23 protein-coding genes are annotated in these 24330 nt (G+C 47.3%); 9 read left to right on the top strand and 14 right to left on the bottom strand.

Annotated elements, in window-relative coordinates; all coding sequences use genetic code 11:
• Positions 1–18: 18 nt before the first annotated feature.
• The 3 genes from M3629_RS00215 to M3629_RS00205 all read left to right on the top strand — a co-directional run bounded on the left by M3629_RS00215 (position 19) and on the right by M3629_RS00205 (position 1775).
• A complete protein-coding gene (locus M3629_RS00215) occupies positions 19–324 on the top strand; it encodes a hypothetical protein (RefSeq protein ID WP_145328501.1) in 306 nt (101 codons plus the stop codon).
• Between the two features lie 194 nt (positions 325–518).
• Positions 519–1298, top strand: coding sequence for a threonine/serine exporter family protein (locus M3629_RS00210; protein ID WP_251504368.1), 780 nt, complete (start codon positions 519–521; stop codon positions 1296–1298).
• An 18-nt stretch (positions 1299–1316) separates the two neighbouring features.
• Positions 1317–1775: a threonine/serine exporter family protein gene (locus M3629_RS00205; RefSeq protein ID WP_251502378.1), complete on the top strand. Its 459-nt coding sequence runs from the start codon at positions 1317–1319 to the stop codon at positions 1773–1775.
• A gap of 139 nt (positions 1776–1914) precedes the next feature.
• Here M3629_RS00205 and M3629_RS00200 read toward each other — a convergent pair whose 3' ends face one another.
• The 10 genes from M3629_RS00200 to M3629_RS00155 form a co-directional block, all read right to left on the bottom strand.
• Entirely contained in the window at positions 1915–2466 is a 552-nt protein-coding gene (locus M3629_RS00200) for a DUF2569 family protein (protein WP_251502377.1), read from the bottom strand.
• Positions 2467–2604: 138 nt separating this feature from the next.
• Positions 2605–4482 (bottom strand): transglycosylase domain-containing protein, encoded by a 1878-nt coding sequence (locus M3629_RS00195; protein WP_251502376.1) that lies wholly within the window; start codon positions 4480–4482, stop codon positions 2605–2607.
• On the bottom strand, positions 4476–4916 hold the full coding sequence (locus M3629_RS00190) for a hypothetical protein (RefSeq protein WP_251502375.1): 441 nt from the start codon (positions 4914–4916) through the stop codon (positions 4476–4478). Before M3629_RS00190 ends, M3629_RS00195 begins: the two co-directional genes overlap by 7 nt.
• Before the next feature lie 148 nt (positions 4917–5064).
• Positions 5065–6198, bottom strand: a complete 1134-nt coding sequence (locus M3629_RS00185) for a sensor histidine kinase (RefSeq protein WP_251502374.1) — start codon at positions 6196–6198, stop codon at positions 5065–5067.
• A gap of 30 nt (positions 6199–6228) precedes the next feature.
• Entirely contained in the window at positions 6229–6933 is a 705-nt protein-coding gene (locus M3629_RS00180) for a response regulator transcription factor (RefSeq protein WP_251502373.1), read from the bottom strand.
• 68 nt (positions 6934–7001) lie between these two features.
• Complete coding sequence (locus tag M3629_RS00175; RefSeq protein ID WP_251502372.1) at positions 7002–7955, bottom strand: aminoglycoside phosphotransferase family protein; 954 nt, start codon at positions 7953–7955, stop codon at positions 7002–7004.
• A 143-nt stretch (positions 7956–8098) separates the two neighbouring features.
• Positions 8099–8560, bottom strand: coding sequence for a DinB family protein (locus M3629_RS00170; protein WP_251504365.1), 462 nt, complete (start codon positions 8558–8560; stop codon positions 8099–8101).
• Positions 8561–8789: 229 nt separating this feature from the next.
• The gene (locus M3629_RS00165) at positions 8790–9740 is read right to left on the bottom strand and encodes a DUF1963 domain-containing protein (protein WP_251502371.1); all 951 of its coding nucleotides are present in this window, start codon (positions 9738–9740) and stop codon (positions 8790–8792) included.
• 146 nt (positions 9741–9886) lie between these two features.
• The gene (locus tag M3629_RS00160; protein WP_251502370.1) at positions 9887–11176 is read right to left on the bottom strand and encodes an ammonium transporter; all 1290 of its coding nucleotides are present in this window, start codon (positions 11174–11176) and stop codon (positions 9887–9889) included.
• Positions 11173–11592, bottom strand: coding sequence for a hypothetical protein (locus M3629_RS00155; protein WP_090917976.1), 420 nt, complete (start codon positions 11590–11592; stop codon positions 11173–11175). The genes M3629_RS00160 and M3629_RS00155 overlap by 4 nt, the downstream gene beginning before the upstream one ends.
• A 291-nt stretch (positions 11593–11883) precedes the next feature.
• Between M3629_RS00155 and M3629_RS00150 the strand changes: the two genes are divergently transcribed.
• Positions 11884–12378, top strand: a complete 495-nt coding sequence (locus tag M3629_RS00150) for a DinB family protein (protein WP_221787235.1) — start codon at positions 11884–11886, stop codon at positions 12376–12378.
• Positions 12379–12454: 76 nt separating this feature from the next.
• Here the strand turns inward: M3629_RS00150 and M3629_RS00145 are convergent, their stop codons facing one another.
• Both M3629_RS00145 and M3629_RS00140 read right to left on the bottom strand, forming a co-directional pair.
• The gene (locus M3629_RS00145) at positions 12455–12991 is read right to left on the bottom strand and encodes a GNAT family N-acetyltransferase (protein ID WP_251502369.1); all 537 of its coding nucleotides are present in this window, start codon (positions 12989–12991) and stop codon (positions 12455–12457) included.
• 398 nt (positions 12992–13389) lie between these two features.
• Positions 13390–14445, bottom strand: coding sequence for a M23 family metallopeptidase (locus tag M3629_RS00140; protein WP_251502368.1), 1056 nt, complete (start codon positions 14443–14445; stop codon positions 13390–13392).
• A 220-nt stretch (positions 14446–14665) separates the two neighbouring features.
• On the opposite strand from M3629_RS00140, the gene M3629_RS00135 reads away from it, so the two are divergent.
• From M3629_RS00135 to thrS, 3 genes are all read left to right on the top strand, one after another.
• A complete protein-coding gene (locus M3629_RS00135; protein ID WP_251502367.1) occupies positions 14666–15433 on the top strand; it encodes a response regulator transcription factor in 768 nt (255 codons plus the stop codon).
• The gene (locus tag M3629_RS00130) at positions 15430–17181 is read left to right on the top strand and encodes a sensor histidine kinase (protein ID WP_251502366.1); all 1752 of its coding nucleotides are present in this window, start codon (positions 15430–15432) and stop codon (positions 17179–17181) included. Before M3629_RS00135 ends, M3629_RS00130 begins: the two co-directional genes overlap by 4 nt.
• 563 nt (positions 17182–17744) lie before the next feature.
• On the top strand, positions 17745–19769 hold the full coding sequence (thrS, locus tag M3629_RS00125) for a threonine--tRNA ligase (protein ID WP_251502365.1): 2025 nt from the start codon (positions 17745–17747) through the stop codon (positions 19767–19769).
• 4 nt (positions 19770–19773) lie between these two features.
• Here thrS and M3629_RS00120 read toward each other — a convergent pair whose 3' ends face one another.
• Complete coding sequence (locus tag M3629_RS00120; RefSeq protein WP_251502364.1) at positions 19774–20637, bottom strand: SDR family oxidoreductase; 864 nt, start codon at positions 20635–20637, stop codon at positions 19774–19776.
• Between the two features lie 168 nt (positions 20638–20805).
• Here M3629_RS00120 and M3629_RS00115 point away from each other — a divergent pair, with 168 nt between their 5' ends.
• Positions 20806–21372 carry a hypothetical protein gene (locus tag M3629_RS00115; protein WP_251502363.1) on the top strand — a complete coding sequence of 189 codons (567 nt, stop codon included), beginning with the start codon at positions 20806–20808 and terminating at the stop codon, positions 21370–21372.
• A gap of 120 nt (positions 21373–21492) precedes the next feature.
• Positions 21493–22227 (top strand): MBL fold metallo-hydrolase, encoded by a 735-nt coding sequence (locus M3629_RS00110; protein WP_251502362.1) that lies wholly within the window; start codon positions 21493–21495, stop codon positions 22225–22227.
• A gap of 778 nt (positions 22228–23005) precedes the next feature.
• Here the strand turns inward: M3629_RS00110 and M3629_RS00105 are convergent.
• Entirely contained in the window at positions 23006–24214 is a 1209-nt protein-coding gene (locus tag M3629_RS00105; protein WP_251502361.1) for a PQQ-dependent sugar dehydrogenase, read from the bottom strand.
• Positions 24215–24330 lie beyond the last annotated feature (116 nt).

Below are 24330 nucleotides of genomic sequence, written 5' to 3'. Positions count from 1 at the left end.
GAGGAAGGGTTGTGCATCATGTCTGAGTCGCCATCCACACCAACCACACGTGTTGTATATCAGGCCAATCAACCGATGCTGCAATCCGTGCAAAATGTGCGGAACATGCTGCACCATACGGCTCGTCAGCATATCGGCAAGAAAGTGCAAGTTCAGAACATCGATGGTCAGGTTTGGGAAGGAGTCATTATTAGTGCAGACCGCGGAATACTGTACCTTCAAGTGACACCAATGCATGGTTACCCTGAACCGCGTGCTTTGTTTGGCCCAACGATTCTACCGCTGGTGCTGTATGAATTGCTCGTCATCACCTTGTTAATGTAAGCCAAAAGGGCTTCGTCTCTTTCCTTTCGAGGATTGGGCGAAGCTTTTTATTACATGTGCCGGGATTGCTTATGAGCGTGTGAAATATGATACAATGGTGTCGGTGCCACGCCTTATTTCATATGAAACGGAGTTTGATCCGGTTGGAATACATACGTCATGACCCCTCTTCTCCTGTTGAATCCGAACCGGAGATGCGTAACAAAAGTCAACACCCTGTGACTGAACCGTCTGAGCAATCCCAAGTCATCGCCATCTGTCTGCTTGCTGGTAAAATCATGCTGCAAAGCGGCGGCGAAACGTACCGCGTTGAAGATACGATGAAGCGGATGGCCGCTGCATTGGGGCTGCCACACTCACATAGTTATGTAGTGCCCACGGGCATCTTTTTCTCGGTGGATGCCACGGAACCCACGAAGCTGATTCGCATCTCGGAGCGCACAACAGATCTAGATAAAGTGTCTGAAGTGAATGCCGTCTCACGTCGCATCGGACAAGGGCAACTAACCGTTCAGGAAGCCCATGAGCTGCTACTTGAGATCGAACGCAAGCCTTCCGGTTATTCGTATGCTGTCCAGCTAGGAGCCGCTGCCTTATCCAGTGCCTGCTTCACAATCATGTTCGGCGGAGGCTGGGGAGATTTTCTTCCCGCACTACTCTGCGGCGGAATCGGTTACGCGGCGGTCATTCTTTTTCACCGCTGGGTTCGTGTTAAATTTTTTGCCGAGCTTACAGCCTCCTTTGTCATCGGCATGCTCGCCTTTTTCCTCGTGTATGTCGGTGCAGGCTTTGAGCGGGACAAAATCATTATCGGTTCTGTCATGCCGCTCGTGCCGGGACTACTCATTACCAATGCCGTGCGCGACCTGATGGCTGGGCATCTCGTATCCGGCTTATCTAAGGGTGCCGAGGCTTTTCTGACCGCTTTTGCCATTGGCACAGGCATTGCTGTTGTATTTTCACTTTTGATGTAAGACGGAGGGTTTCAGAATATGCTGCATTTTATTGGACAAGCCTTAACCAGCTTCATTGCTTCAGCCGCGTTTGGCATTATCTTTAACGCACCAAGACGGATGCTGCTTCACGGCGGATTTGTCGGGATGATTGGCTGGATCATTTATATTGTGCTGGCGTATGCAGCAGATGCTGTCCCGGCCACTCTGGCCGCAACGATTGCTGTTGGTGTCATCAGTCAGCTATTTTCTCGCATGTTCCGGGCACCTGTTATTATTTTTAGCGTGGCAGGTATTATTCCTCTCGTGCCGGGAGGACTGGCGTATAATGCAATGCGTAGTTTTGTGCAAAATGATTACAGTGCTGCCATGGAAATGGCCGCCAAAGCTCTTATGTTGTCGGGTGCTATCGCCGTAGGACTTGTCCTATCCGAGGTATTAAACCAGATGATACAGAGCCTTTCCCGTTCAAGTCGCGTCAAATCCACCTCCAAATGAAACCCTCAACAGCAGGTCGATCATCTCGCAAAAAAAGCCCACCGTCTACAAGCTGGAGTTTTGACTTAGCTCCGTTCTTGTAGGCTATGGGCCTTTTCGTTTTTGGTATCGAATGAAAATTAAACAATCTCTTGCTCGTTTACTTGATAAACGTATTTTTCACACGTACCGACTTCACAAAATACGGAATAAAAATACAGCACGTCAGCAGCGAACGGATGATCAGGTTAAAAGCAGGGGTCGCATCCAGCACATGTTCTTCCCTTCCCACCTCGCTCTGAGCGATAAGAATCCAGGTGGCGATACCGATCACCAGATTGACAATGTACTGCATAATCATCAAACGTGGGAAAAGCCGCTTTCTACGGTATAAAAGAACAAGATTCACAACAACGATGACAGACAGAATCACGCTGCTAATGAATCCAAACCACAGCAACGGCCTTACGACTTCCGTATACAGCTGCAGGTCGATACCCCGACTTCCTTCCCATCGTGCCGGATCCATGATCACCGCAACCTGTGAGATATCCGAAAGTAAAAATACTAGTGAAGCCCAAAGACTAATCTGAATTAAAATCAACCAGCCGCCCAAACCCGAAATACCTGGAAGTTCGGGCCTGGTGCCACTTTTGGACGAAACCATATCTACATCCTCATCTTGCTTACCGTATGAACGATTCATATTCATGATACCCTCCTTAGAAAAATAGAAGAGCATCTATTATAACTTAATATCTGTATGTTGTGTTATAAAAAGGAGAATATCTTCTTACAGATCGAGCACGAGTATACATTGACCTTCCCGTTTCCTTAGGCTTTTTTCCCTTTATTGCTTGCTACGTTTCATCACCGTTCCGAACAACTCCGCTGCAGTTCCGCTGCCGGACTTTAAGTAATGTTTCGCATCCGTATAATCGAATCCCATCCACACGACCCCCGTCCATTTCCTTGTATATCCGGCAAACCAGATATCCCGATTCGCTTGCTTGGGTACATTCGGCAATGCGGCCTGTGTCGTACCCGTTTTGCCAGCGACATGATCATCAGGCAACTGGGCACGCTTTCCTGTTCCTTGGCTTACGACAAGCTGCAGCATGTTTGTTATTTCTTGAGCCGTTCGCCTCGTGATAACTTGTTTGTTCTCTGAGCGATGGCTATAGATAATTTGCCCTCTGGCATCCGTTATTTCGCGTATAAGGTGCGCACGATTGAATCTCCCTTCATTGGCAAAAACAGCATATGCTTGTGCAAGCTTGAGCGGCGAGACACCTTGATGCATCCCCCCAAGGGCAACGGACAGATTCATATCTTCATCCTGTAATTGAATTCCTAGTCGCTCAGCGAACCCTTTGGCTTGGTTCAATCCGATCTCGTGTAACAACCAAACCGCAGGCGCATTGATTGATTTTTGCAGCGCCTCCGACAAGGATACCGTACCTCTGTACCTTCCCCCCACATTGCCCGGCTGGTAATTCCCGTAACGCGTAGGTCGGTCAGGCAGCATACTTGCTGCCCCGAATTCTCCGGACTCCAATGCAGGGCCATAGACAACGACGGTTTTAAATACGGAGCCCGGCTGCCTTGCATCCTTCAAAGCACGATTCATATCTCCCTTCACAGGATTTCGTCCGCCCATCATGCCTTTCACTTCACCGTTATGTTGATCAAGGATAACCATACTGGCCTGTACTTGTTGATTATCTCGGTCATCCGGAAACCAGGCATGCTCCGCGAATGTTTCCTCCATTGCGCGCTGTGCGCTTGCGCTCAAGCCCGTTCGAATGGTCCATCCTGCGGAACGAATCTCGGCTTCACCCTTGCCGGTGAGAAGTGAGGCCTCCTGCATGGCTGCATCCAAGGCAGATGTATAGGAAGGCTGCTTCATTTCCGATGTATGCGTCATCGACGGGCTCCCTGTAATTGGAGGAGGTGGTTGGTATTCAACAGCTGCGGCTTCCTGCATCTGCTTGCTCGTAATGATTCCCTGTTCATGCATCATGGAAAGAACGACATTACGTCGCTCTTTGGAAAGAATCTTGTTATCTACCGGATTGTATATAGACGGTCCTTTGGGAATAGCCGCAAGCGTTGCGATCTGCCAGAGTTTTAATCGTTTCAAATCTTCCACACCGAAATAACGCGAGGCCGCTGCCTTGACTCCATACTGCTGGCGTCCCATGTAAATCCGGTTCAGATACATTTCCAGGATTTCGTCCTTCGAATATTTCTTTTCCATCTCGATCGCGATGGATAACTCGTTTATTTTACGGATGAAGTTCTTGTTGCCGTTCAGATACAGATTTCTAGCCAGTTGCTGTGTGATCGAACTCCCGCCCTGGCTCCAATTCATATGTAGTATATTTTCTACCGTTGCCCTGCCAACACCCATGACATCTAAACCCGCATGTCGGTAGAAACGCCGATCCTCGGTCACTAAAAAGGCTTGTTTTAGCATATCCGGCATTTCTTGCAGATCGGCATACGCCATATACCCTCCGTTTGGTGTCGTCAACCTGACGATCTCTTGTCCAGTCTCATCCAGAATGACGGTTGATGACACTTGATGCATAACTTCCGGTTGGTGAAGAACAACCATTTTCCCATACGAAAACAAATAGATGTACAACAGCACCATTAGAACCGCTGCAATAACAGCAACATCATACAGTCGGTATATCGAACGTTTCATCTTCACATTTAACATGATGGTTCCTCGGATTTGACCTTCATTCTAGCGCTATCCTTATCCGCCGTGAGCGCCGCAATTGCATTGATCTGCTCACTCAATTGCCGTAGTTCACCGCCACTTAAGACTTGAATTGGCGCAGGATTCCGGCCCTTAGCAAGTTCATTAGTTCCCCGCACAAGAGCTTGCATGTCTTCGCTTATTTTCTGAGAACGAATCCAGAAAAATAAAAGAAACAAACCTCCGCCCATAAGCAACCCGATCGGTTTCTTTCCTATATGATTGATGCTCCAATGTACGAGGTCGGTAAACCAGACAGCTTCATGCAACATCAAACGATAAACTAATCTCATGATCTGGTACATAACAAAAAGAAGCACGATGCTGAGAACCGCGCTTGCTCCGCAAATATAGATGTATTTCATTCGAACGGTGTTAAATCTTGAACTCATCTTCGGTACCCTCCTCATACTTCGAACAGATTGATAGAGGTAGCATACCGAATAGTTCTTAAAGAAGCGTTGTTAACTTCTTATCAAATTCTTAATTTACATATCCAAAGCTTAATATGAGAGGTACGATATGAACATTCTACTCTTCCTACTCTTCCAATGGCGTATGGACGGGTGGTTTTATGGCTGGAAAACGGGTAACAAAATCCGTCCGGCCCTGATCGCTATAAGCGGCAATCTGCCCCTGATGCAGTTCTATCATGGATTTGGCAATGGCAAGTCCCAATCCAGTGCCTCCTGTATCACGAGAACGTGATTTATCTACCCGATAGAAACGTTCAAACAGATGTGGCAAGTCCTGAGCGGGAATCGGTTCCCCGTAATTACTAATACGCACCACAGCTTCTCCCTCTTCAAGAACAAGGCCAATTTCCATTACTTTGCCCTTGGCGCCATATCGAATCGCATTGCTGAACAAGTTTTCATAGGCTCTAACGAGTTCTCCCGGAGCAGCCTGAATCCATAATGGATCTTGTCCTCCAACGATCGTATAGGTCATGCCTGCTTCTTCAAGCATTGGAGCAAATTCTTCGGCGAGTTGCATCAGGAACGGGGTCAGATTCAGTGGTCTTAAAGACAACGGCAGACTTCCGCCGCTGACTCGAGTATATTCAAACAAATCATCAATGAGCTTGCGCAACGTCAGAGATTTCTCATAAGCGATACTGACGTAATAACGCATCTCTAATTCATCCTGATACCGATCCTTCTCGATATACTCCAGAAATCCAAGAATCGAGGTTAAGGGTGTCCTCAAATCATGCGAGATGCCTGTAATCAGATCATTTTTGGCTGCAACGGCACTCCGTTCTTCCTGAAGAGATCGCTGGAGTTGTTCCGCCATCTGATTGATGCTCGCCGCAACCACACCAAACTCATCGGAAGTCTTCACCGCAATCCGATGTGACAGTTCTCCTTTGGCTACTTCCTGGATACCCGCCGTGATCTCATCCAGCACAACCATCACTTTGCGGGTGAACAGAAAGAAAAACAGCACAAAACTAATGATTCCTACAGCAATCATCAGCGGAACAGAGCCAAGATGATTCACTAGCCAGCGAACCACTTGCCCGGGAATCGTATAATTCGGATATTGCTGATTTTCCAGAATCGTCTCGCCCACTTTACCTGCTCCATACAATATCACCGCAGTCAAAATGCCACTTAACAGAAATGCGTAAATAAACTTCCAGCGTACCGTATTAATCCATTTCGAATTCATGGTAGAAACTCCCTGCTTGTGACGTACAACCTAAATCGGTTTAATCATCTTATATCCGACACCCCATACGGTCTGTATGAACTTCGGATGTTTACTATCGTACTCAATCTTCTCACGAAGTTTACGAATATGCACCATGACCGTGTTGTTAGACTCCATGAATTCTTCTTTCCAGACTTGGCGGTAAATCTGTTCCATACTAAGTACCGATCCTTGATGCCTTGCGAGCAGTTCAAGCACTGCAAATTCCCGGGGTGTAAGATGCACAGGTTTGTCATCCAGCCACACTTCATGTGTGTCTGTATTAATAATCAGATCATCAATGATCCATTCATGCTCCTTGCTTTCCCTGCCCTCATTAAATGTATGGTACCTGCGAAGCTGGGATTTCGCTCTCGCCACAAGCTCAAGCGGATTGAACGGCTTGGTTAAATAATCATCAGCGCCGATGCTTAAACCCGTTATTTTATCGATATCCGTACTTTTTGCAGACAGCATTATAATTGGCATTTTCTGCTCTTCGCGAATTTTCATGCAGGTTTCGATTCCGTCCATATTGGGCATCATGACGTCCAGAATAATGAGATCAATGTCTTCTGTCTTAAGCACCTCTAGAGCCTGTATTCCGTCATTCGCAGTAAAAATCCGGTACCCTTCATTGCCAAAATAAATTTCCATCAGTTTAATAATATCCTGCTCATCATCGACAAGCAGTATGGATGCTGGTTGTGCCACGGCATTTTTCCTTTCTGCTTCACAAATGCTACATCGGTTTAACCCAACTACGAATGCAATCTATCTGTTCACACAGTATACCACCTCGGAATCATACTACGGAAATCATCATGATCATTCCGCACACGTTCAATCTTCATCATCATCTGCTCGGTCTCCTCTGGCTTCACGTTCTGAATCCACACCACGGAAGATATCAGCGCCATGGCCATATACAGAGAGTACATCTTCCAGAAACCCTCATCCGGTTCATGCCCCTCAAAATATCCATGTATCTGCCCAATCGAGTATGGAATGCTGATCTCTGTAGCAAATAACCCCAGCTTCAAAAACTCATGCACAGGGTCGCCCTGATCTGAACGGTCAAAATCAATCACCCCTGCCAGTTCACCCTTGTTTACTATCAGATTAGCTGGATGAAAATCATCATGCTGAAAACCATCGGGACGGTCTTTCATCCATTCCAAATGTTCTTCAATAAAATTCAGAATATGCTGATCACTTTCCATCACAACAGGGCACGCGTTGTATCGATCCACGTACCGCCGATGCTTCTTACTTTTCCGTATGTACCAGGACTCGGCCTGCTTCTCTACAGCTAACTGATGAATGCGCTTTAACTCTGCACCTGCTTTCAGGCCGATGGAATACTGCTGCTGCTCACTCATCGAAGGCAATACCTCGGAAGCATCTTCACCCTCAAGATAACTCAAAATCATATATCCATTGTTCTCATCCAACCTTCCAACGCCAAGCGGTGTAGAGCATAGAACCCCCATCTCTCTCAACGCTGCCAAAACATGAGTCTCTTGTCGCTTGTCATCCATATCACGACAAGGAAAGATTCGCAGCAACATATTTCTTTGATCAGGAACAACGACTTTGAACTTATGATCCAGGGAATATCCTCGGGATATACGTTCAACCTGTAGAGCATTTCGAAGTTCAGGAATCCTTGTCACAATCTCCAGCATACCGCTCTCACTCGAAGATGAATTCTGGTTATCCATAAATTCTACCAACTTAACCCCTCCATTATTAGATGTAAGTCACAAGTCGGCTTATATCAAAGAATACCTGCATAAATTTATGTACTGTCCCTTGTTGTATCCCGGTTAATGCTCTTTATACCTTTACCTAATATGTATTCATAATATGTATTCGTTTAGGCAAACATGGCCGTCTTGGGTTCTCTTCCCGTCAAGGTTAGCATCGTATAGAGTTGTCCCCTGTGATGGTACATATGCCCCATCATTTCAAGCAACCATTCCAAACGGCTATACGAAGCACCCCAATATGATGTTGTTACATGAAGCAACTCCTCCGTCGTAAACTGCATGTAACGCTGGTAGAGGAAGTTCCGGTTCTCTATGAGAGAATCCTTGATCTGGTTCACAGAACACACGCGGTTCTCTTGATAAAATCGAGTCATTTCCTCTTCTGATGCACCTTCGGATATGTACAGATCTGCTCGACAGACTAACGCTAGATGCGAAAGTAACTCCCTTATAGAACGCTTGCCCTCAATCGGAGTCAGGCCCAAATCTTCTTCACTTAACTGATCGCAAATATCAACTAATGATGCAACCGCCGTATCAATATGTTTAAATGCAGACTGAATCAACATTATCACTTCCTTTTCATCCCATTATATAGAACATACGATCCCATTTCAACCTATGTACTTCCTTTAACTATTTAAACACGCTGGCGCCTCTGATTAACATATGCGTACAAAAAAAAGTCCCTCCTCCTCTTATAAACGGGGATTCAGGACATTTTGTTACAGCTATTGAATAAATATTCACCTAATTTATGGAATGGCAGTAGGCCTGGGTATAAAAATGAACTAAAACTTAACTGGAATAAATCGAACAACATGTATGATCAAATTGCTCAGCCTCCAGGTCAGCATCTCGAATGAAAAACTGCAATTCACCGCAATCCAACCACTGAAAACCGATTGCATCATTCGTATCAATTTTTAATAATAGCAACGTGTCCGATAATTCCTCCCACGTGCGCTCTTCTTCTCCATCGTAATGCGCAGTCAGCTTCTTCACACATTCCTGCTCACTTCCGTTGTGTGCCTCACCCAGCTCAATATAACTCAACGCCCGGTGTTCTGCATCGGGATGCTGCCCATCGGGGTAACCGAACATGCCGCCCCAATTCAGCGGGCTTGGGTGATTCCAGTCTGATTCGAATTCCAAATAACGTTCAAGCAAGCTACCTTCCACAGCTCGCTCATCATCGGGAACTGCCTCTGAAATATTCACCTGTTCAGCCAACGCCGCAGCATCTATGTAGGCATGTGTAGGAAGCTCAAGGTTAGGCAAGACAGTAACCGAATGGGCTATCGTAGGCTCTCCCCCCAGAGCGGTGGCCCCGTCAGGTTCGCGTCTTACAAGATTATATGTAGATGGTTCGTAGATCACTCGATGTTCAATCGGATAAGCTGCATCCACCCTGCCGATAAAAAAGTACAACATACCCCGCTCCGGCAACGTTCCGCGCCCGTCATTCGGTGTATACGGAGACAAATCCACCATATTCAGCTGGGCCAGAAAAGTCATTGGCACCCCGTCTTCCGTAAGCGGCCAGTCCAGATTATCCGGCAGATCAGGATGTCCACCAACACGAGAGTTTCCTGTTCTGCGATATTCATCCGTTGTGGACACATCCAGGCGAATACCCCAGCGCCCAGCATCCAGCACCAGATCGGCAACAGCACCGAGACCGTATTCTTCTTCGAGGGTTTTACGTGCTTTTCTAGTCAGACGTTCACATTGTTCCGGCTTAATCATATAGATCCTCCCTTTTTGACGTTACACCTATGCTGAGACTTATTCACGTTCACACCTGTATATTCTTCCGCCTTGTCTTTTTTCCCTGCTTTCTGTGTAAAAAAGAGGCTGACCTTCGTCAGCCCCTATCTTTTCATATACTTTTGTTATCGATTTGAATCAGAGGACTTCTGCTGGTAAGCAATCATATGCTCCTCGGCATCCAGAAATTCATGCGACTGGTGCGCAGCCATCACCCCATGATAACTGATGTCCAGACCAAGGTCTTCCTCTTCCTCGGTCGAACGGACAGGAACTACTTTGCCAATGAGCTTCAGTCCGAACCAGGTCATGGCGAATCCCCATACGACCAGTGCAGTCAGACCCAGCACCTGAACACCAAGCAACTTCCAGCCGCCGCCCATGAACAAACCTCCTTCCGTGGCAAACAGACCTACAGCAACCGTCCCCCACATTCCCGAAACGGCATGAACCGGGAAAGCACCTACCGGATCATCAATGCGCATGCGATCCAGCCAGTTCGTAGCAGCCATCATCAACAGACCGGAAACTGCGCCGATGAATATTGCTGCCAGATCACCTACAAATGCACAGCCTGCTGTGATGCCTACCAGTCCAGCAAGTGAACCGTTAATCACGGACGGTGCATCGGAACGATTAAAGCGGAACAAGGTATAGAGCAACGTAGCCGCACCACCCGCAGCTGCGGATAGCATCGTAACGATGGCGATGTGACCGATTCTGACATCTGTCGCACTCAATGTACTTCCCGCATTAAACCCAAACCAGCCAAACCATAACAGGAAAGCACCTACCGATGCCAGTGGCAGATTGCTTGGCAATGCAATCGCACTTACACCAAGTGGTGTGTATTTCCCTTTACGTGGCCCGATAATAATAGCTGCCGCCAATGCAGAGAAACCGCCCAGTGCGTGAATCACCGCTGAACCGGCGAAATCTTGCATACCCAGTTGACTGAGCCAGCCGCCACCCCAGGCCCAGTGTCCGCCAATCGGATAAATAATCGCCGTCATCAGGATGATATATAGTAGGTATGCACGGAAATTGATCCGTTCAGCTACGGCACCGGATACGATGGAAATGACCGCAATCGTGAACGCGGCTTGGAATAGCCAAAACGTCTCCAGGGATACCGGAACGTTCAGATGAGAGAGATCACCGTTCAGGAAAAAACCTGTCACTCCTATAAACCCTCCAGCATCTGAACCATACATCAAGCCAAAACCAATCGCGTAAAACAATAATGTGCCAATCGTAATATCAGCAAATACTTTCATGATAATATTCACACTATTTTTATAACGTACAAACCCAGCCTCCAGCAGGGCAAATCCGCCCTCCATCAACAAAATCATCGCTGCGCTGAGAACAACCCAGATCGTGTCGATCCCGGAGCTTAACGTTTCCAAAGTCATGCCTGCACATCCTCCGTTTCACTAAGCTGTCTGATCTCGCGGATAATTTCAGGCGAAAGCTCAATCTCTTCCTGCCGATTATGATTAGCGCTCTGAATACGTTCCATAATCTGATCAAGATCACGGATGCGCCTGCGAATCTGCTCCATCTTGCGGAATCGTTCTTTCACCTGCACCATGTATTCCACCGCTTGGTGATGAGAAGCCGGACGTCCCGCAAACCATTTGCGAACAGGAGACAGCGACTGATAAGCCACTTCCTCGGCTCGTCGTTTTTGTTCAAATTGTTCAATCTTCTGCTTGAGCGTTTCGATCTCATTTTCTTTTTTGACCTTCAACCGTTCGATAAGGTACAATAGATCGGACGATGATATTTGCAATGCTGTATGGTGATACACCTCGTCGATTACTAACATATCATGTCAGGACTCCTTACATATCAAGTTACTTGTTACCGATTATAGTTTGCCGGGGCATACCCGTCAATCTTTTTTTCGTTTTATGGAAGCCGTTGTATACAATTCAGCATACCCAATTTAAGGGTATGTTTTTTATTTTTTCCTCAGGTTCACCTAACAAGGGGTAATATAGGTAAAGTTCGCATTTGCTCATTTTGTGTTTTATGCTGGTTAAACAGGGTCTTATATGTTCGGTTGGACATATAGAAACAGTAATGTTATTGTAATAAACCTAAAGAGAGGATGTTTATGATGTTTGAACGTAATGACGAAATACGTAACCAAATCTGGGAGGCTATCTCCGGGTTAGATGAAGATCAATTGAACCGGAAACCTTCCCCGGAACAGTGGAGCATTATGCAAGTGTTACGGCACTTGAATCTGATGGAAAATGTCATCACCAAGCAAGCTCGTCTTGCAGTGGAAAAAGAACAGAATGTGTCCATTGAGAAAAAACCTTATGAAATGTCTCTGGACCGCAGCAGATCTGTCGAAGCCCCTCCTCATGTGCAGCCACCAACTGAGCCTGAGAGACTTGCGGATATTCGTAGGGATCTGGCTGAGTCCCATCAAGCACTGGAACAGTTTGCACGCGAGCATGATGTTGCCCTGTTACGTAGTAAGTCGTTCCCTCACCCGGCGTTCGGTGAATTGGATCTGGCACAATGGATCGATTTTACAAGCTACCACGAGGAACGTCATCTGGGACAGATTCGAGAGATCAAGCAGCAACTGGGACTGTAAAATGGGTTCGTGGTTTGAAAATAAGCAAAAAACCTCCGCATTCCACTTATAGTGGATACGGAGGTTTTTTCTTTATTTAAATCTGCGCCTCTTTCAGGCGGTGATCAGCTCCAACTTTTTTGCCCAGAATCACAAGGTCTCGATCCACGCCATCCAGCACCGCCACTTCCGGATAAAATCCCCACTGTTCGAAGCCATGCTTGCGCAATAACCCCAGGCTCGGCTCATTATGCCCGAATACAAATCCTAGAATCGTCGTGATTCCCAGCTCAGGACAAGCCTCGAATACCGTATTCAGCAGCAACCCACCGGCCCCGATTCCACGGCACTGCTGATCGACGTATACACTGACTTCTACCGTCCCATTGTATGCTGGTCGCCCATAAAACGAACTCAAACTGGCCCATGCGACAACCTGCCCATCCCGTTTCATGACCCATAGAGGACGACGATTCGGTGTATGCTCATTAAACCATGGCAAACGTTGCTCTACCGTCACCGGCTCCAAATCCGCCGTTACCATGCGGCTCTCAATAGTTGAATTATAAATCTCTACAATTCTCGGCAAGTCTTCGAGACATGCATATTCGATCTGTACCTTTTCCAGTGTCATTCCCTATTCCTCCATTGACCTCTATAAGTTGAACTAAGAATTTACACAGTCCACTCCGATGACAGAATAACTTTTCAATCGCTGTTATCCCCAGATTTTTTTGATTTCCTTTTCCAAAGGGAAAAATCCGGTGATAAAGGCGCTAAGCTTATGCTTCCGATGTAGCTTTCTTGCAGAAAGCTTTTAGCTTCGCTTTTTCAGTTTTTTTCTGTCCTCTCCGTTAAAGTGTAAATAAAATTTTCACCTTATCCAGCTCTAATCTCATTCACAACCAAGTTCAAGACTATAATTAATTATAGACGCTATTATAATGGAAAAAGGAAGCTGGCGTACAGCATGTAGAATATCCATACCGCGACAACAAGTATTACCTTTAAAATGTTTTTCTCCTGACCCGCTTACTCCGGCAGTCCCTGAACGGTATTCCCCCGTGTCAACTCCTGGCTCTGATCGGCCCAGCGAATATTGAGGGAACGTGACGTGAACAGGTCTGGACCATCGGATACCTGGAAGTGCAAGTGAGCTTCACTGGAGTTGCCCGAATTACCTAAATCACCGATGTGATCCCCCTGCTTGACTTTATCCCCTTTTTTCACCGCTACACTGCCTTTTTTGATATGGCCCGTGATACTGTATTCTTTATTGCCATGATCGATAACCACATAATTACCCGCCGGTTCTTCCGGATTCATCACGCCGGGTACATTATCCTCGATATCATTTTGGATCTCCACTACCGTACCATTCGCAGCAGCATAGAGCGGCTGACCAAACGCATAATAGTTGGCATTATCCTTGGCATCGCCCTGATAACTCGCCCCGTCTTTCGTCTGAACAATATCGAGTGCATAGCGCTGTGTTTCATGCTCGTAATGATAATTTTCCATAACACTATGACCTCCCCAGAAGACATACATCTCTCCTTTCATCGGGAACTGAAACTCAGTCTTGGTCAGCTTGTTATCTGTATCGGGATGTGGTTCCAGAGGAGTAATGCTTAATCCGGCAATCTGATGATCTTCTGTAAAATAGGCGAGGATCCCCTTGGTCCCTGAATCGTCTGTCCACGCATGTTCCGTCAAACCATTCATCTCAGAATCTACCACCTGCTTCCACGACTTCACTCCTTTCAAAAAGCTGTCAGCAGACGCCTTGAAATCTTCCAAGGAAACAGCTTGCTTCATGTCAGGAGTAAACTGATTATAAATGGCATCTTTGGAGCCCTTCGTCAATGTATCCATGAGATTATCTGGTGTTACCTGTTGAGCTGTCGAACCATCATTTTGTTCTTTGCCTGAAGTGTCACCGTTATCCTTTTGATCCTTCACCTGCTCTGTAGCTTGCTTCTCAGCCTGCTCAGCTTCATCGGAGGTAATTTTGTTACTTGTACAAGCAGAGAGTACAGCACATGCTGTCACGGTTAGAAGGAGTAGTTTCCATTTCCTATTCATCATTCAACACCCTTTCTGTTTATCTTTTCTTACTTACCTCAAATCTACATCATGAGTCTTATGGTTTGTCTAACCTTCACTTACATCTAGTTAAATTTATCGCCCTACCTAAGCTTTATAATTAAGCTTCTGTTAAGGCAACCTATCTTCCAATTGGTCTCAAGAATGTTATGATGGGCAATATACCAAGAAAGAGAGTTAAGAAGGAGGTTAGCATTACATCATGGATCATGTCTCACTACTGCTTGTTGATGATGAACAAGCGATTTTACATATGCTCAAAACCGTACTGCTCAAAGAAAAGTTTCTCGATATTGATACGGTCACGACAGGTGAAGCAGCGCTCGAAGCATGCAACAACAAAACGTATCATTGTATCGTGCTTGATATTATGCTTCCAGGGAAAAGCGGCTTGGAAATCTGCCCTTTTCTAAGGCAGGTCACAGATGCCCCTATCCTGTTTCTAACCGCCAAAACAACGGACTATGACAAACTGACCGGATTTGCCGTTGGCGGTGATGATTATGTCGTCAAACCGTTTAACCCGCTGGAAGTCGTTGCAAGAATTAAATCGTTGCTTAATCGCTATTTGCCTTCCAAGACAGTCGTTTTGCAGCAACAACAAAACATTCCATCACACGTAAATACGTCATCTTCTGACCTAACGCAAGGCATTTATGATTTTGGACGATTTCAAGTATTTGAACTGGCTGGGGAGCTTCGCGTTGAAGGACAGGCTGTAACCTGCCCGGCACTGGTGTTCCAGTTGCTTCTCTTCTTCTGCAAACATCCGAACCGAATCTTCACCAAGTCTGAACTGTATGAGCGGGTGTGGGGTTCAGAAGCCATTAGCGACGATAACACCGTTATGGTGCATATCCACCGCATTCGGGAACGCATTGAAAAAGATCCTTCCAATCCGGCTTTTCTTGTTAATGTGCGCGGTTTGGGGTACAAACTGATCCAGCCTAGCAACCTGTCACGGACATGAGTATTCGCCGTAAGTTATTAACTCGCTTCATCGGTATGCTCACTGGCACGGTCATTCTGATTATTTTGCTAGGATCACTGGCTACCATTTGGGTTTTGCAAAAAGTGAATGAAGTGAATATTGTAGATGACTTTGCAGTTAACGGACTGGATCAGCTCATTAATTCAGCGGAGATCATGCCGGACAATACCATACGCTATGATCCCGAACTATTGAAGCAAGTCGATAAAAATCAGGGCTGGCTGCAGGTGCTCGATGAAAAAGGTTTTGTTATTGACGATTATCACGTTCCTTCCGATGTGCCTGCTCACTACAAACCTGGCGAATTAATTGCCTACTCGGAAGGTAATAAAGAATTTTCATACCAGCTATCCATGCTGATCCGGGAGAAGGACGGGAAATATTTTACGTTGTTATACGGAGAGCGAAATGCGGCCAAATCCTTACTTGATGAGATCCGTCCAAAGCTGTCGTATGAGGGCGGCAAACTGACTGTGAAACCTGCGGAGCAAGAAACGATTCGCAAAGCAGATGCCTACATCCAAATATTGGACCCCTATGGAAAAGAAATCGACTCTTATAACAAACCGGCCGTAGGCGTGCCGAACCAGTACAGTATTCAGAATCTCGTTCTCCAAGTTCGTTACCCGAATCGTTCAGGCATATCGGTCGCCACATGGTACGATAACCAAAACGAAACGACCTGGATGGTAAGTGTACGGATTGATTCAACTGTCGTTGAGAAACAGAATCCATACGCTTTTATTCTTGAACCGGCGCTAATCGTCCTGATCTTGTCCATCGTTGCGCTGCTGATTTTACTCGCATTATGGTACGCTAATCGATTCGGTGCTCCGATGCTGCACATGCTTCAGTGGTTGCAACGTCTGGAGAAAGGACAGTATGAGGAACCAACCGGGGCAGCAGGTATTCCGCGGAGCCAACGCCGCAATGGAAAATGGAAACGTAAATACCAAGTGTATGGCGACGTACTCCACTCCATGCAAGCTTTGTCCCATACACTCAAGCAGGATGAGGAACTACGGAAACAAACCGATTCCCTTCGAGAGGAATGGATCGCTGGCATCACGCATGATCTCAAGACACCTCTTTCCTCCATTCAGGGATACGCGCATATGCTGGAAACGGACAAATACACCTGGACGGCTGAAGAAGTTCGAGAATTCGCAGGCATCATGATCGACAAATCCATGTATATGGACAGACTTGTGAATGACCTCGCGATGACCTATCGGCTACGGAGTGGAGGGTATCAACCCGAGGTTGAACGAACTGACGTAAATACGCTACTTCATGATCTCGTGCAGCGAGCCGAGCGCAACCCTGCGTACGGAGAAGGACGTATTGTCTTTCAATCTGCAGACGCGCCTGTCTATGGGCTAGTACACGTTCCTTCTTTTGAACGGATTGTAGATAATCTCACCGCTAATGCTCTGCTGCACAACCCACCCGAGTCTGTCCTCGTTGTTCGTGTCGAGACCGGTGAACGTGACGGTGAATTTACAATCGAGTTTGCCGATAATGGACGAGGCATGAGCCCCGAGACCGTGTGGAAGCTATTTGAACGGTATTACCGTGGTACAGATACGGGAACAAGTGATGTTGGATCAGGACTCGGCATGGCGGTTACGAGAGGATTAATCGAGGCCATGAAAGGCCGAATTGAAGTGTCTTCCACACCTGGAGAAGGAACAACGATTCGATTAATCTGGATGCAAAATGCATAAGAAATGGGCTAGCCTGCATTCGAACATTCCACTTGACCTTTCCATTTTCAGTCTATATAATCGGTTCTCAAGTAACACCTGTTCCGAGGGTTACATTTAATTCTACACACTACAGGATCAACGGATCTGAAATATCCCTGTGTTATTCAGCTCGTTGCATCCTTCATATTTAGCGATGACCAGAGACATGATTTGCATTGCGTGCTGCCCAGAGAGAGAAGGGATTGGTGAAACCTTCTTCAGCGAACGAATTCAAGTTACCCCTCTGTAGCCGTGGTCTCGAACCTCCGACGATGTAAAGAACTTGCGCAGATCATCTCAATAGATTATTCCAATCGATGATTTCGCAAGATAGTTACTCGTACGGTCAGTAGAGTTCACCGCCTGATCCCCGTTAACGGATTCCAATGAGGGTTATGATGGTTCTGTTTGCGGCGGCTGGCCGAGAGCAGAATGCAGCATAACCAAATTAGGGTGGAACCACGAGCCAAGCGCACTCGTCCCTTCTCCGGGACGGGTGTTTTTTGCGCTTCCAACACAAAAAATATGGGAGAGTGGTTCACATGAGTCAAGAAAAACATGAGTATGCAAGCGAGCATTTATCCTTGGGTGATCAGCACGCAGAAGTGTCTGAGTCGTTGGCAGCCAAATCGTCGATTGAAAAGATTGAAGTCCAGTTGCAAGGCGGTGCTGTACGTAGTTACAAAGCAGGCATCACTGTAGGCGAAGTTGCCTCTTCGATTAGCACAAGTCTTGGTAAACAGGCGATCGGTGGGATCGTGAATGGCCAGAATGTCGATCTGAGCGAAAAACTGGAGCAGGACTGCGAACTCATCATTGTTACACTGGATAGCGAGGAAGGTCTGCACCGATATCGTCACAGCACAGCACATGTGCTGGCACAGGCATTGAAACGGTTATATGGCGCAGACCACGTGAAGCTGGGTATCGGTCCGGTCATTGAAGATGGATTTTACTATGATGTCGATCTGGAGCAGTCCCTCTCCATCCGTGACCTAGATGCCATCGAGCGGGAAATGAACAAGATTATTCAGGAAAATTGGCCCATCCGCCGCAAAGTGGTTAGTCGGGTGCAAGCCTTGGAGCGATTCGAAGCCATCCATGACCCTTACAAGCTGGAACTTATTCGTGATCTGCCAGAAGACGCTGAACTTTCGATTTATGAGCAGGGTGAGTTTTTCGACTTGTGCCGCGGGCCACATCTCCCATCCACTGGCCGAATCAAAGCGTTTAAACTGCTGAATGTCGCTGGTGCCTACTGGCGTGGAAATTCCGACAACAAAATGATGCAGCGTATCTATGGCACTGCTTTTCCGAACAAGGCCCAGTTGCAGGAACACCTTCACATGCTGGAAGAGGCAAAAAAGCGGGATCACCGCAAGCTTGGCAAAGAGCTGGAGCTATTTATGTTCTCTGAGGAAGCGCCTGGCATGCCCTTCTATCTACCCAAAGGCATGACAGTGCGTACAGCGTTGGAGCAATTTTCACGGGAGTTGCAGCTTCAGGAAGGATATCAGGAGGTTCGCACTCCGCTCATGATGAACAACCGCCTGTGGGAACAGTCAGGTCACTGGGAGCACTACAAGGATAACATGTACTTTGCGGACGTGGATGACGCTACATTTGCCTTAAAACCAATGAATTGCCCGGGACATATGCTGATTTTCAAAAACACACTGCATTCCTATCGCGAATTGCCAATTCGCATGATGGAATTCGGTCAGGTTCACCGTCATGAATTCTCAGGAGCCCTGAATGGCATGATGCGGGTGCGGACGTTCTGTCAAGACGATGCCCATCTCTATGTGATGCCTGAACAGATTGAAGACGAGATTAATCGGGCCATCTCCCTGATTGGACGGATGTACGACATTTTTGGCTTCGATTATAAAATCGAGCTCTCCACACGCCCCGAAGATTCCATGGGCTCCGAAGAATTGTGGGATCAGGCGGAACAGGCGTTACGCAATGTGTTAGACGTCCGCGGTGTGGAATATCGCATTAACGAAGGCGACGGCGCCTTTTACGGTCCGAAGATCGACTTTCATATTCTTGATGCGCTGAAGCGAAGCTGGCAATGCGGAACGATCCAGCTTGATTTTCAAATGCCGGAGAAATTCGATCTGACTTATATCGGTGAAGGTGGTCTGAGACACCGCCCAGTCGTGATTCATCGAGCCATCTATGGCTCGATTGACCGTTTTATCGGCATTTTGACTGAGCACTATGCAGGTGCGTTTCCACTCTGGCTGGCTCCTGTGCAGGTTAAGCTGATTCCCGTATCGGATCATTATGCCGACTATGCACTTGAGGTGCAAAGTGAGCTACGGGCAGCGGGTATCCGTGTGGAAACCGATCTAAGCAGCGAGAAGCTAGGCTATAAGATTCGGGAAGCCCAAATGGAAAAAGTCCCTTATTCGCTCGTACTTGGTGAACAAGAGAAAAAGGCCTCATCCGCCTCTGTCCGGGCATACGGTCAGGGAGATCAAGGCATGCAACACATCGATGCTTTTGTCCAGATGATTCAACACGCGGTGATGAATAAAATTGTGCTCGGACAGGTATAAGAGGTTATAACCTCTCGTCAGGTTGCAAACCAACCTGTTCTTCGCTCCACGTCCATAACTGCTCGGCAGCCGCATCATCCAAAGCATGCTCTTTCAAGCGCTGCTCCTTCTGCTGATAAAAGTATCGCCCAGTCACCCCGGTGACATCTGGACTTGTTGCCAAGTAGATTGCAGTCCGGGCCCCTTCCTCCGGTGTCAGGAAAAACGGCAACTTGGCTGCAATTGCCATGATGCGGGTGCCAAATCCGGTGTTGCGATCCACTCCGATGCTGGTTCCTACCGCACCTGGATGTAAACAGTTCGCCGTAACGGAAGTTCCCGCGAGCTTACGAGCAAGCGCCCGTGTGAAAAATACGTTAGCCAGCTTGGATTGGGCGTAACTTTTGATCGGATTATAGCCTTTTTGCAAATGCGGATCATCAAAATGAATTTTACCGGCTTTGTACGCCCCAGAAGACACATTTACGATTCGACCCTGTTTAGCCGCTTTCAATGGTTCAATGAGAAGCAATGTAAGCAGGAAGTGACCCAGGTGATTAATGCCAATGCTCTGCTCGAAGCCATCTGACGTTTCTTTGCGCTTCACCATCACCACGCCGGCATTATTCACCAGTACGTCCAGGTGAACATAGCGCTCACGGTACTGGCGTGCAAACTGACGGATGCTGTCCAGCGAGCCGAGATCACACAGCAGCAGCTCGATACTGGCCGATCCGGACTGACGCAAGGCTTGTTCAAGCGCCTCTTGTCCTCTCTTTTCGCTGCGGCAGGCCATAATGACGTGATACCCTTGCTTGGCAAGTTCAATAGTGGTGGCCAGTCCCATCCCTGAGTTGGCTCCTGTAACGATGGCTGTCTGAATGGACATGAGGTGTCCTTCCCTTCTGAACCGGAGGTTCCGTGAATTATTTTATAATGAAAGCGCTAAGGCATTATGTTCCAGAATATGAGATAATGAAGCGATCACCTGATCAGCATCATTCATGAATAGATCGTGCTCCATTCACATCTCGGTACCCATGGGAGGACAAGTGCTATGCTAACCCAAGAGGATTTCAAACACGTCAAGAAACTCGCCAAGCTTGAGATTAAACTGCTGGAACAGGAGTATCGTGATATTCTGAACCATGACGATTCCTCACTGTACGAAGAATACGAATGGCTGAACGAAGAGCAGTCAAGCGAACTTACCCGCAAACGCAAAAACCGGAGATACGCTTCGCTAACGATGGAGTTATGCTCTATTATGGAACAAATGTTATTACAACTTTACAAACGTACGTATCAGAAAAAGTTTAATTCGACCCAGCTCATGAAAACTCCTGCTTACCGGGCACGCTCCAACATGGAGATGCTGGAGTCCGAACTGGGCAAGCAACATATTACCTTGAAAGTGGGCAAAGAGCCATGCAGCACAGCGCTCCATCAGGCGTTCCAGACAAGGAACAGACTGATTCACGAGAACTTCTCGTTCGCAGCGATCGTGAAGGACGGCAGCAACGAGGAAGAAACGTTCGAAACGATTTTACATGCGGTGAAAAAATATAGAAAACATCTGAGCTATGAACGGAAGGTTCAGAATAAGGCGTACGTAAGAGATTAATGATTACCTATACGTTAGCTTGATGCATCATGGGAAAATGAACGAGGTACAAGCTAAGTTTACTGTCATTAAAAACACAACCATATAAGGAGGTGCTCCGGACACAAATCCGGATATTTTATGAGCCAACCTATACCATCCATCACAGTGCTAACACTCAACATTCCAACACCTTCGGGCAACAGCCCTATTCATCCTGTGCTTCTTCGTGACGAGGATGGATACACATTGGTAGACACGGGCATGATCGGCCAATTTGCCGAACTTCAATCCGCACTCGAAGAGTTGAACGTCCCTCTCTCCGACATTAAACGTGTGATTGTAACACATCAGGATATCGATCATATTGGTAATCTGGGTGCTCTGCTGGATGCTATTCCAGGCCTGGAAGTTTGGGCTCATGCGGATGAAATTCCTTATTTGACAGGTGCAAAACCTCTGATCAAATTCACGCAGGAACGCCGAGCCATGCTGCCTGCCCCTGTGCTGGCTTTGGCAGATCAATTGTTGATGCAACTGCCTGAGATCAACATCAGCAGAACACTTGCGGACGGCGACATCCTTCCGCTCCAAGGCGGAACACAGGTGATTCATACACCGGGACATACGCCAGGCCACCTGTGTTTTTATTTTAGCGAGCAACAGTTCCTGCTTGCTGCCGATGAACTGCGAGTCGTTGACGATGAACTGGTCGGCCCAGCGCCGCCAGCAACGCCGGACATGCCCGAAGCACTACGCAGTTTGAAGAAATTGACGGGCCTGAACGTAGATAAAGTTCTCTGCTACCATGGCGGAGAATATACAAAAGAGCCTGCAAAGCGCATCGCCGAACTGGCTGAGAATTCGGAATCTTAGGTGTCATGCTACATTTCGTCACCGCCGTACAGTGTTAACGTTTAAGCATTATAATTTGTGGGTACGGCACACTGTTTAGCATTTGAATCACGTAAAATCTTCTCACAGTGTACATTGGTACACTGACTTTCTAAGTTGGTTTGTGCGTTCTCTCATATCTAAGTGCCATAGTAGATTCCCTGTAATTCAAAAGCTGCCCTTCGTCTGTATATGGCGGGGACAGCTTTTTTTGAATTTTATCGCGATGGATGCGTTTGTAAACTAACACAGCAGAGCTATATCGAGTGTTCGAAGCCCTCTATCTACCTTTAGATGAGTATTCACCTTCTACCTATTCAATGCCCCGCAGTCGGCCAAAATTCTAACGATCACCAGAAGCCTTAGTAGGCCTGATTCGCCACGTTTTATTTTCTAACGATCACCAGAGAGCTTATTTACTCCAATTCGTGACGATTTCGCCCCATTATGCGCATTTTCAGCAAAATAACGTCTGTGGTGATCGTTAAAATTCTCAAACCCTCAAAAACCAGCAAATAAGCTCGCCTGTGATCGTTAGAAATAAAAGTCGGAGTCAGTCCCCATAAACCCGGCGTTTAGCAGTCTGCAAAACCCTAGCCTTTCCTGTCCCCCTGTGACACCCAATTCCTTCCCCTTTACTTCCTTACTCCTAACTCCTAATTTGGCACCTTCCCTCATTTACTCTGTAATCCACTTTACCTGCACTCTCATTTCCCGATCTACAGATCACCGAATTCCAACCAATCCAGCTAAATAACCGCTACCCTTCGGGCGTAAGCACAATCAACTTATCATCTCCTTCACGCGGTGTACCTCGGCCATCGCGATTGTTCGTCAGCACATATAGCTTACCGTCTTCACCGGCGGTGACATTACGTATACGGCCCCATTCATCTTCGAAAAAAGGGACCACCTGCTCGACTTTCGTACCGTCTTCGGACAATACAACCCGCAGTAACTGCTCCCCTCGCAGATTCGCAGCCACTAATGAACCCGCCCACGGGCCTTCTGTAATGAACGCTACACCCGAAGGCGCCCAGGTATCATTCCCGCTATGCGCCAGCGGAGCCTGATAAGTTCCGTTATCATCGTCGTCGCCCTCTACTTCGGGCCAGCCATAGTTCTCCCCGGCAACAATCCGGTTAATCTCGTCATGATTGCGCTGACCGTGTTCGGTCGCATAGAGATACCCGTTATCCGGATTCCATGCCAGCCCTTGAGCGTTACGATGCCCCATACTGTATACAGGGGAATTCGGCCAAGGGTTATCTGACGGGATCGACCCATCGAGACCGATGCGCAGTATTTTTCCACCAAGGCTATCCCGGTTCTGTGCCAGTTCCGGTTCATAGCGCTCGCCTGTGGTGATATACAGCAGCTGATCCGGGCCGATCTTGATTCTTCCGCCGTTGTGATTCACCCCACCTGGAATGCCCGTCAATAACTCCTTATCGATGGCCGCTTTTCCATCCGTCACCTTCAGGCGCAGCACGCGATTGGCAATATCCTGTCCCTCCAAGTACGAGTGATACACATACAGATAACCGTTACTCTCAAAGTCCGGATCTGCCTCCAGCCCGAGCAATCCACCTTCGCCTTCTTCGTTAAAGGGTGCCTCGAATTCAATCAGCGGCTCAGACTCCAGTTTTCCATTCGTAATGACTCGGATCACGCCCGGGCGCTCGGTCACAAACATTCGCCCATCTGCAACCGTCACCATCTCCCAAGGTGCGTTCAATCCCTCGACCAGAACAGAAGCTTGATAGGGAACGACTGTATTCCCTTGCTCATCCCGCTCTTGAGTACCTGTTTCAGTGCTGCCTCCGGTTGCCGTCTGTCCTTGACCCGTTCCTTCTCCTTGAGATAGCCGTTGCGAATCTGACGTCGGGGTGCCCGGAGCACAGGATGCGGTTAACAGAGCCATGCTAAGCAATGAGGCATAGAGCGGCACAGTTAATCGATTGTTCATAACGGATTAAACTCCCCTTTCAGCTTCTTTGAATATGTGCGAGTCTTTATTTCATGTGACTGTACTGTATGCCAACTCGTCTGTGTCTCTGTGTCATGTGACTGTATAGCAAGTCT

This window comes from Paenibacillus polysaccharolyticus (assembly GCF_023714295.1).
In the GTDB taxonomy this organism is placed as follows: domain Bacteria; phylum Bacillota; class Bacilli; order Paenibacillales; family Paenibacillaceae; genus Paenibacillus; species Paenibacillus polysaccharolyticus_A.
Note: the sequence above shows the minus strand (reverse complement) of the source record. Positions and strands in the feature narration are given on the sequence as shown.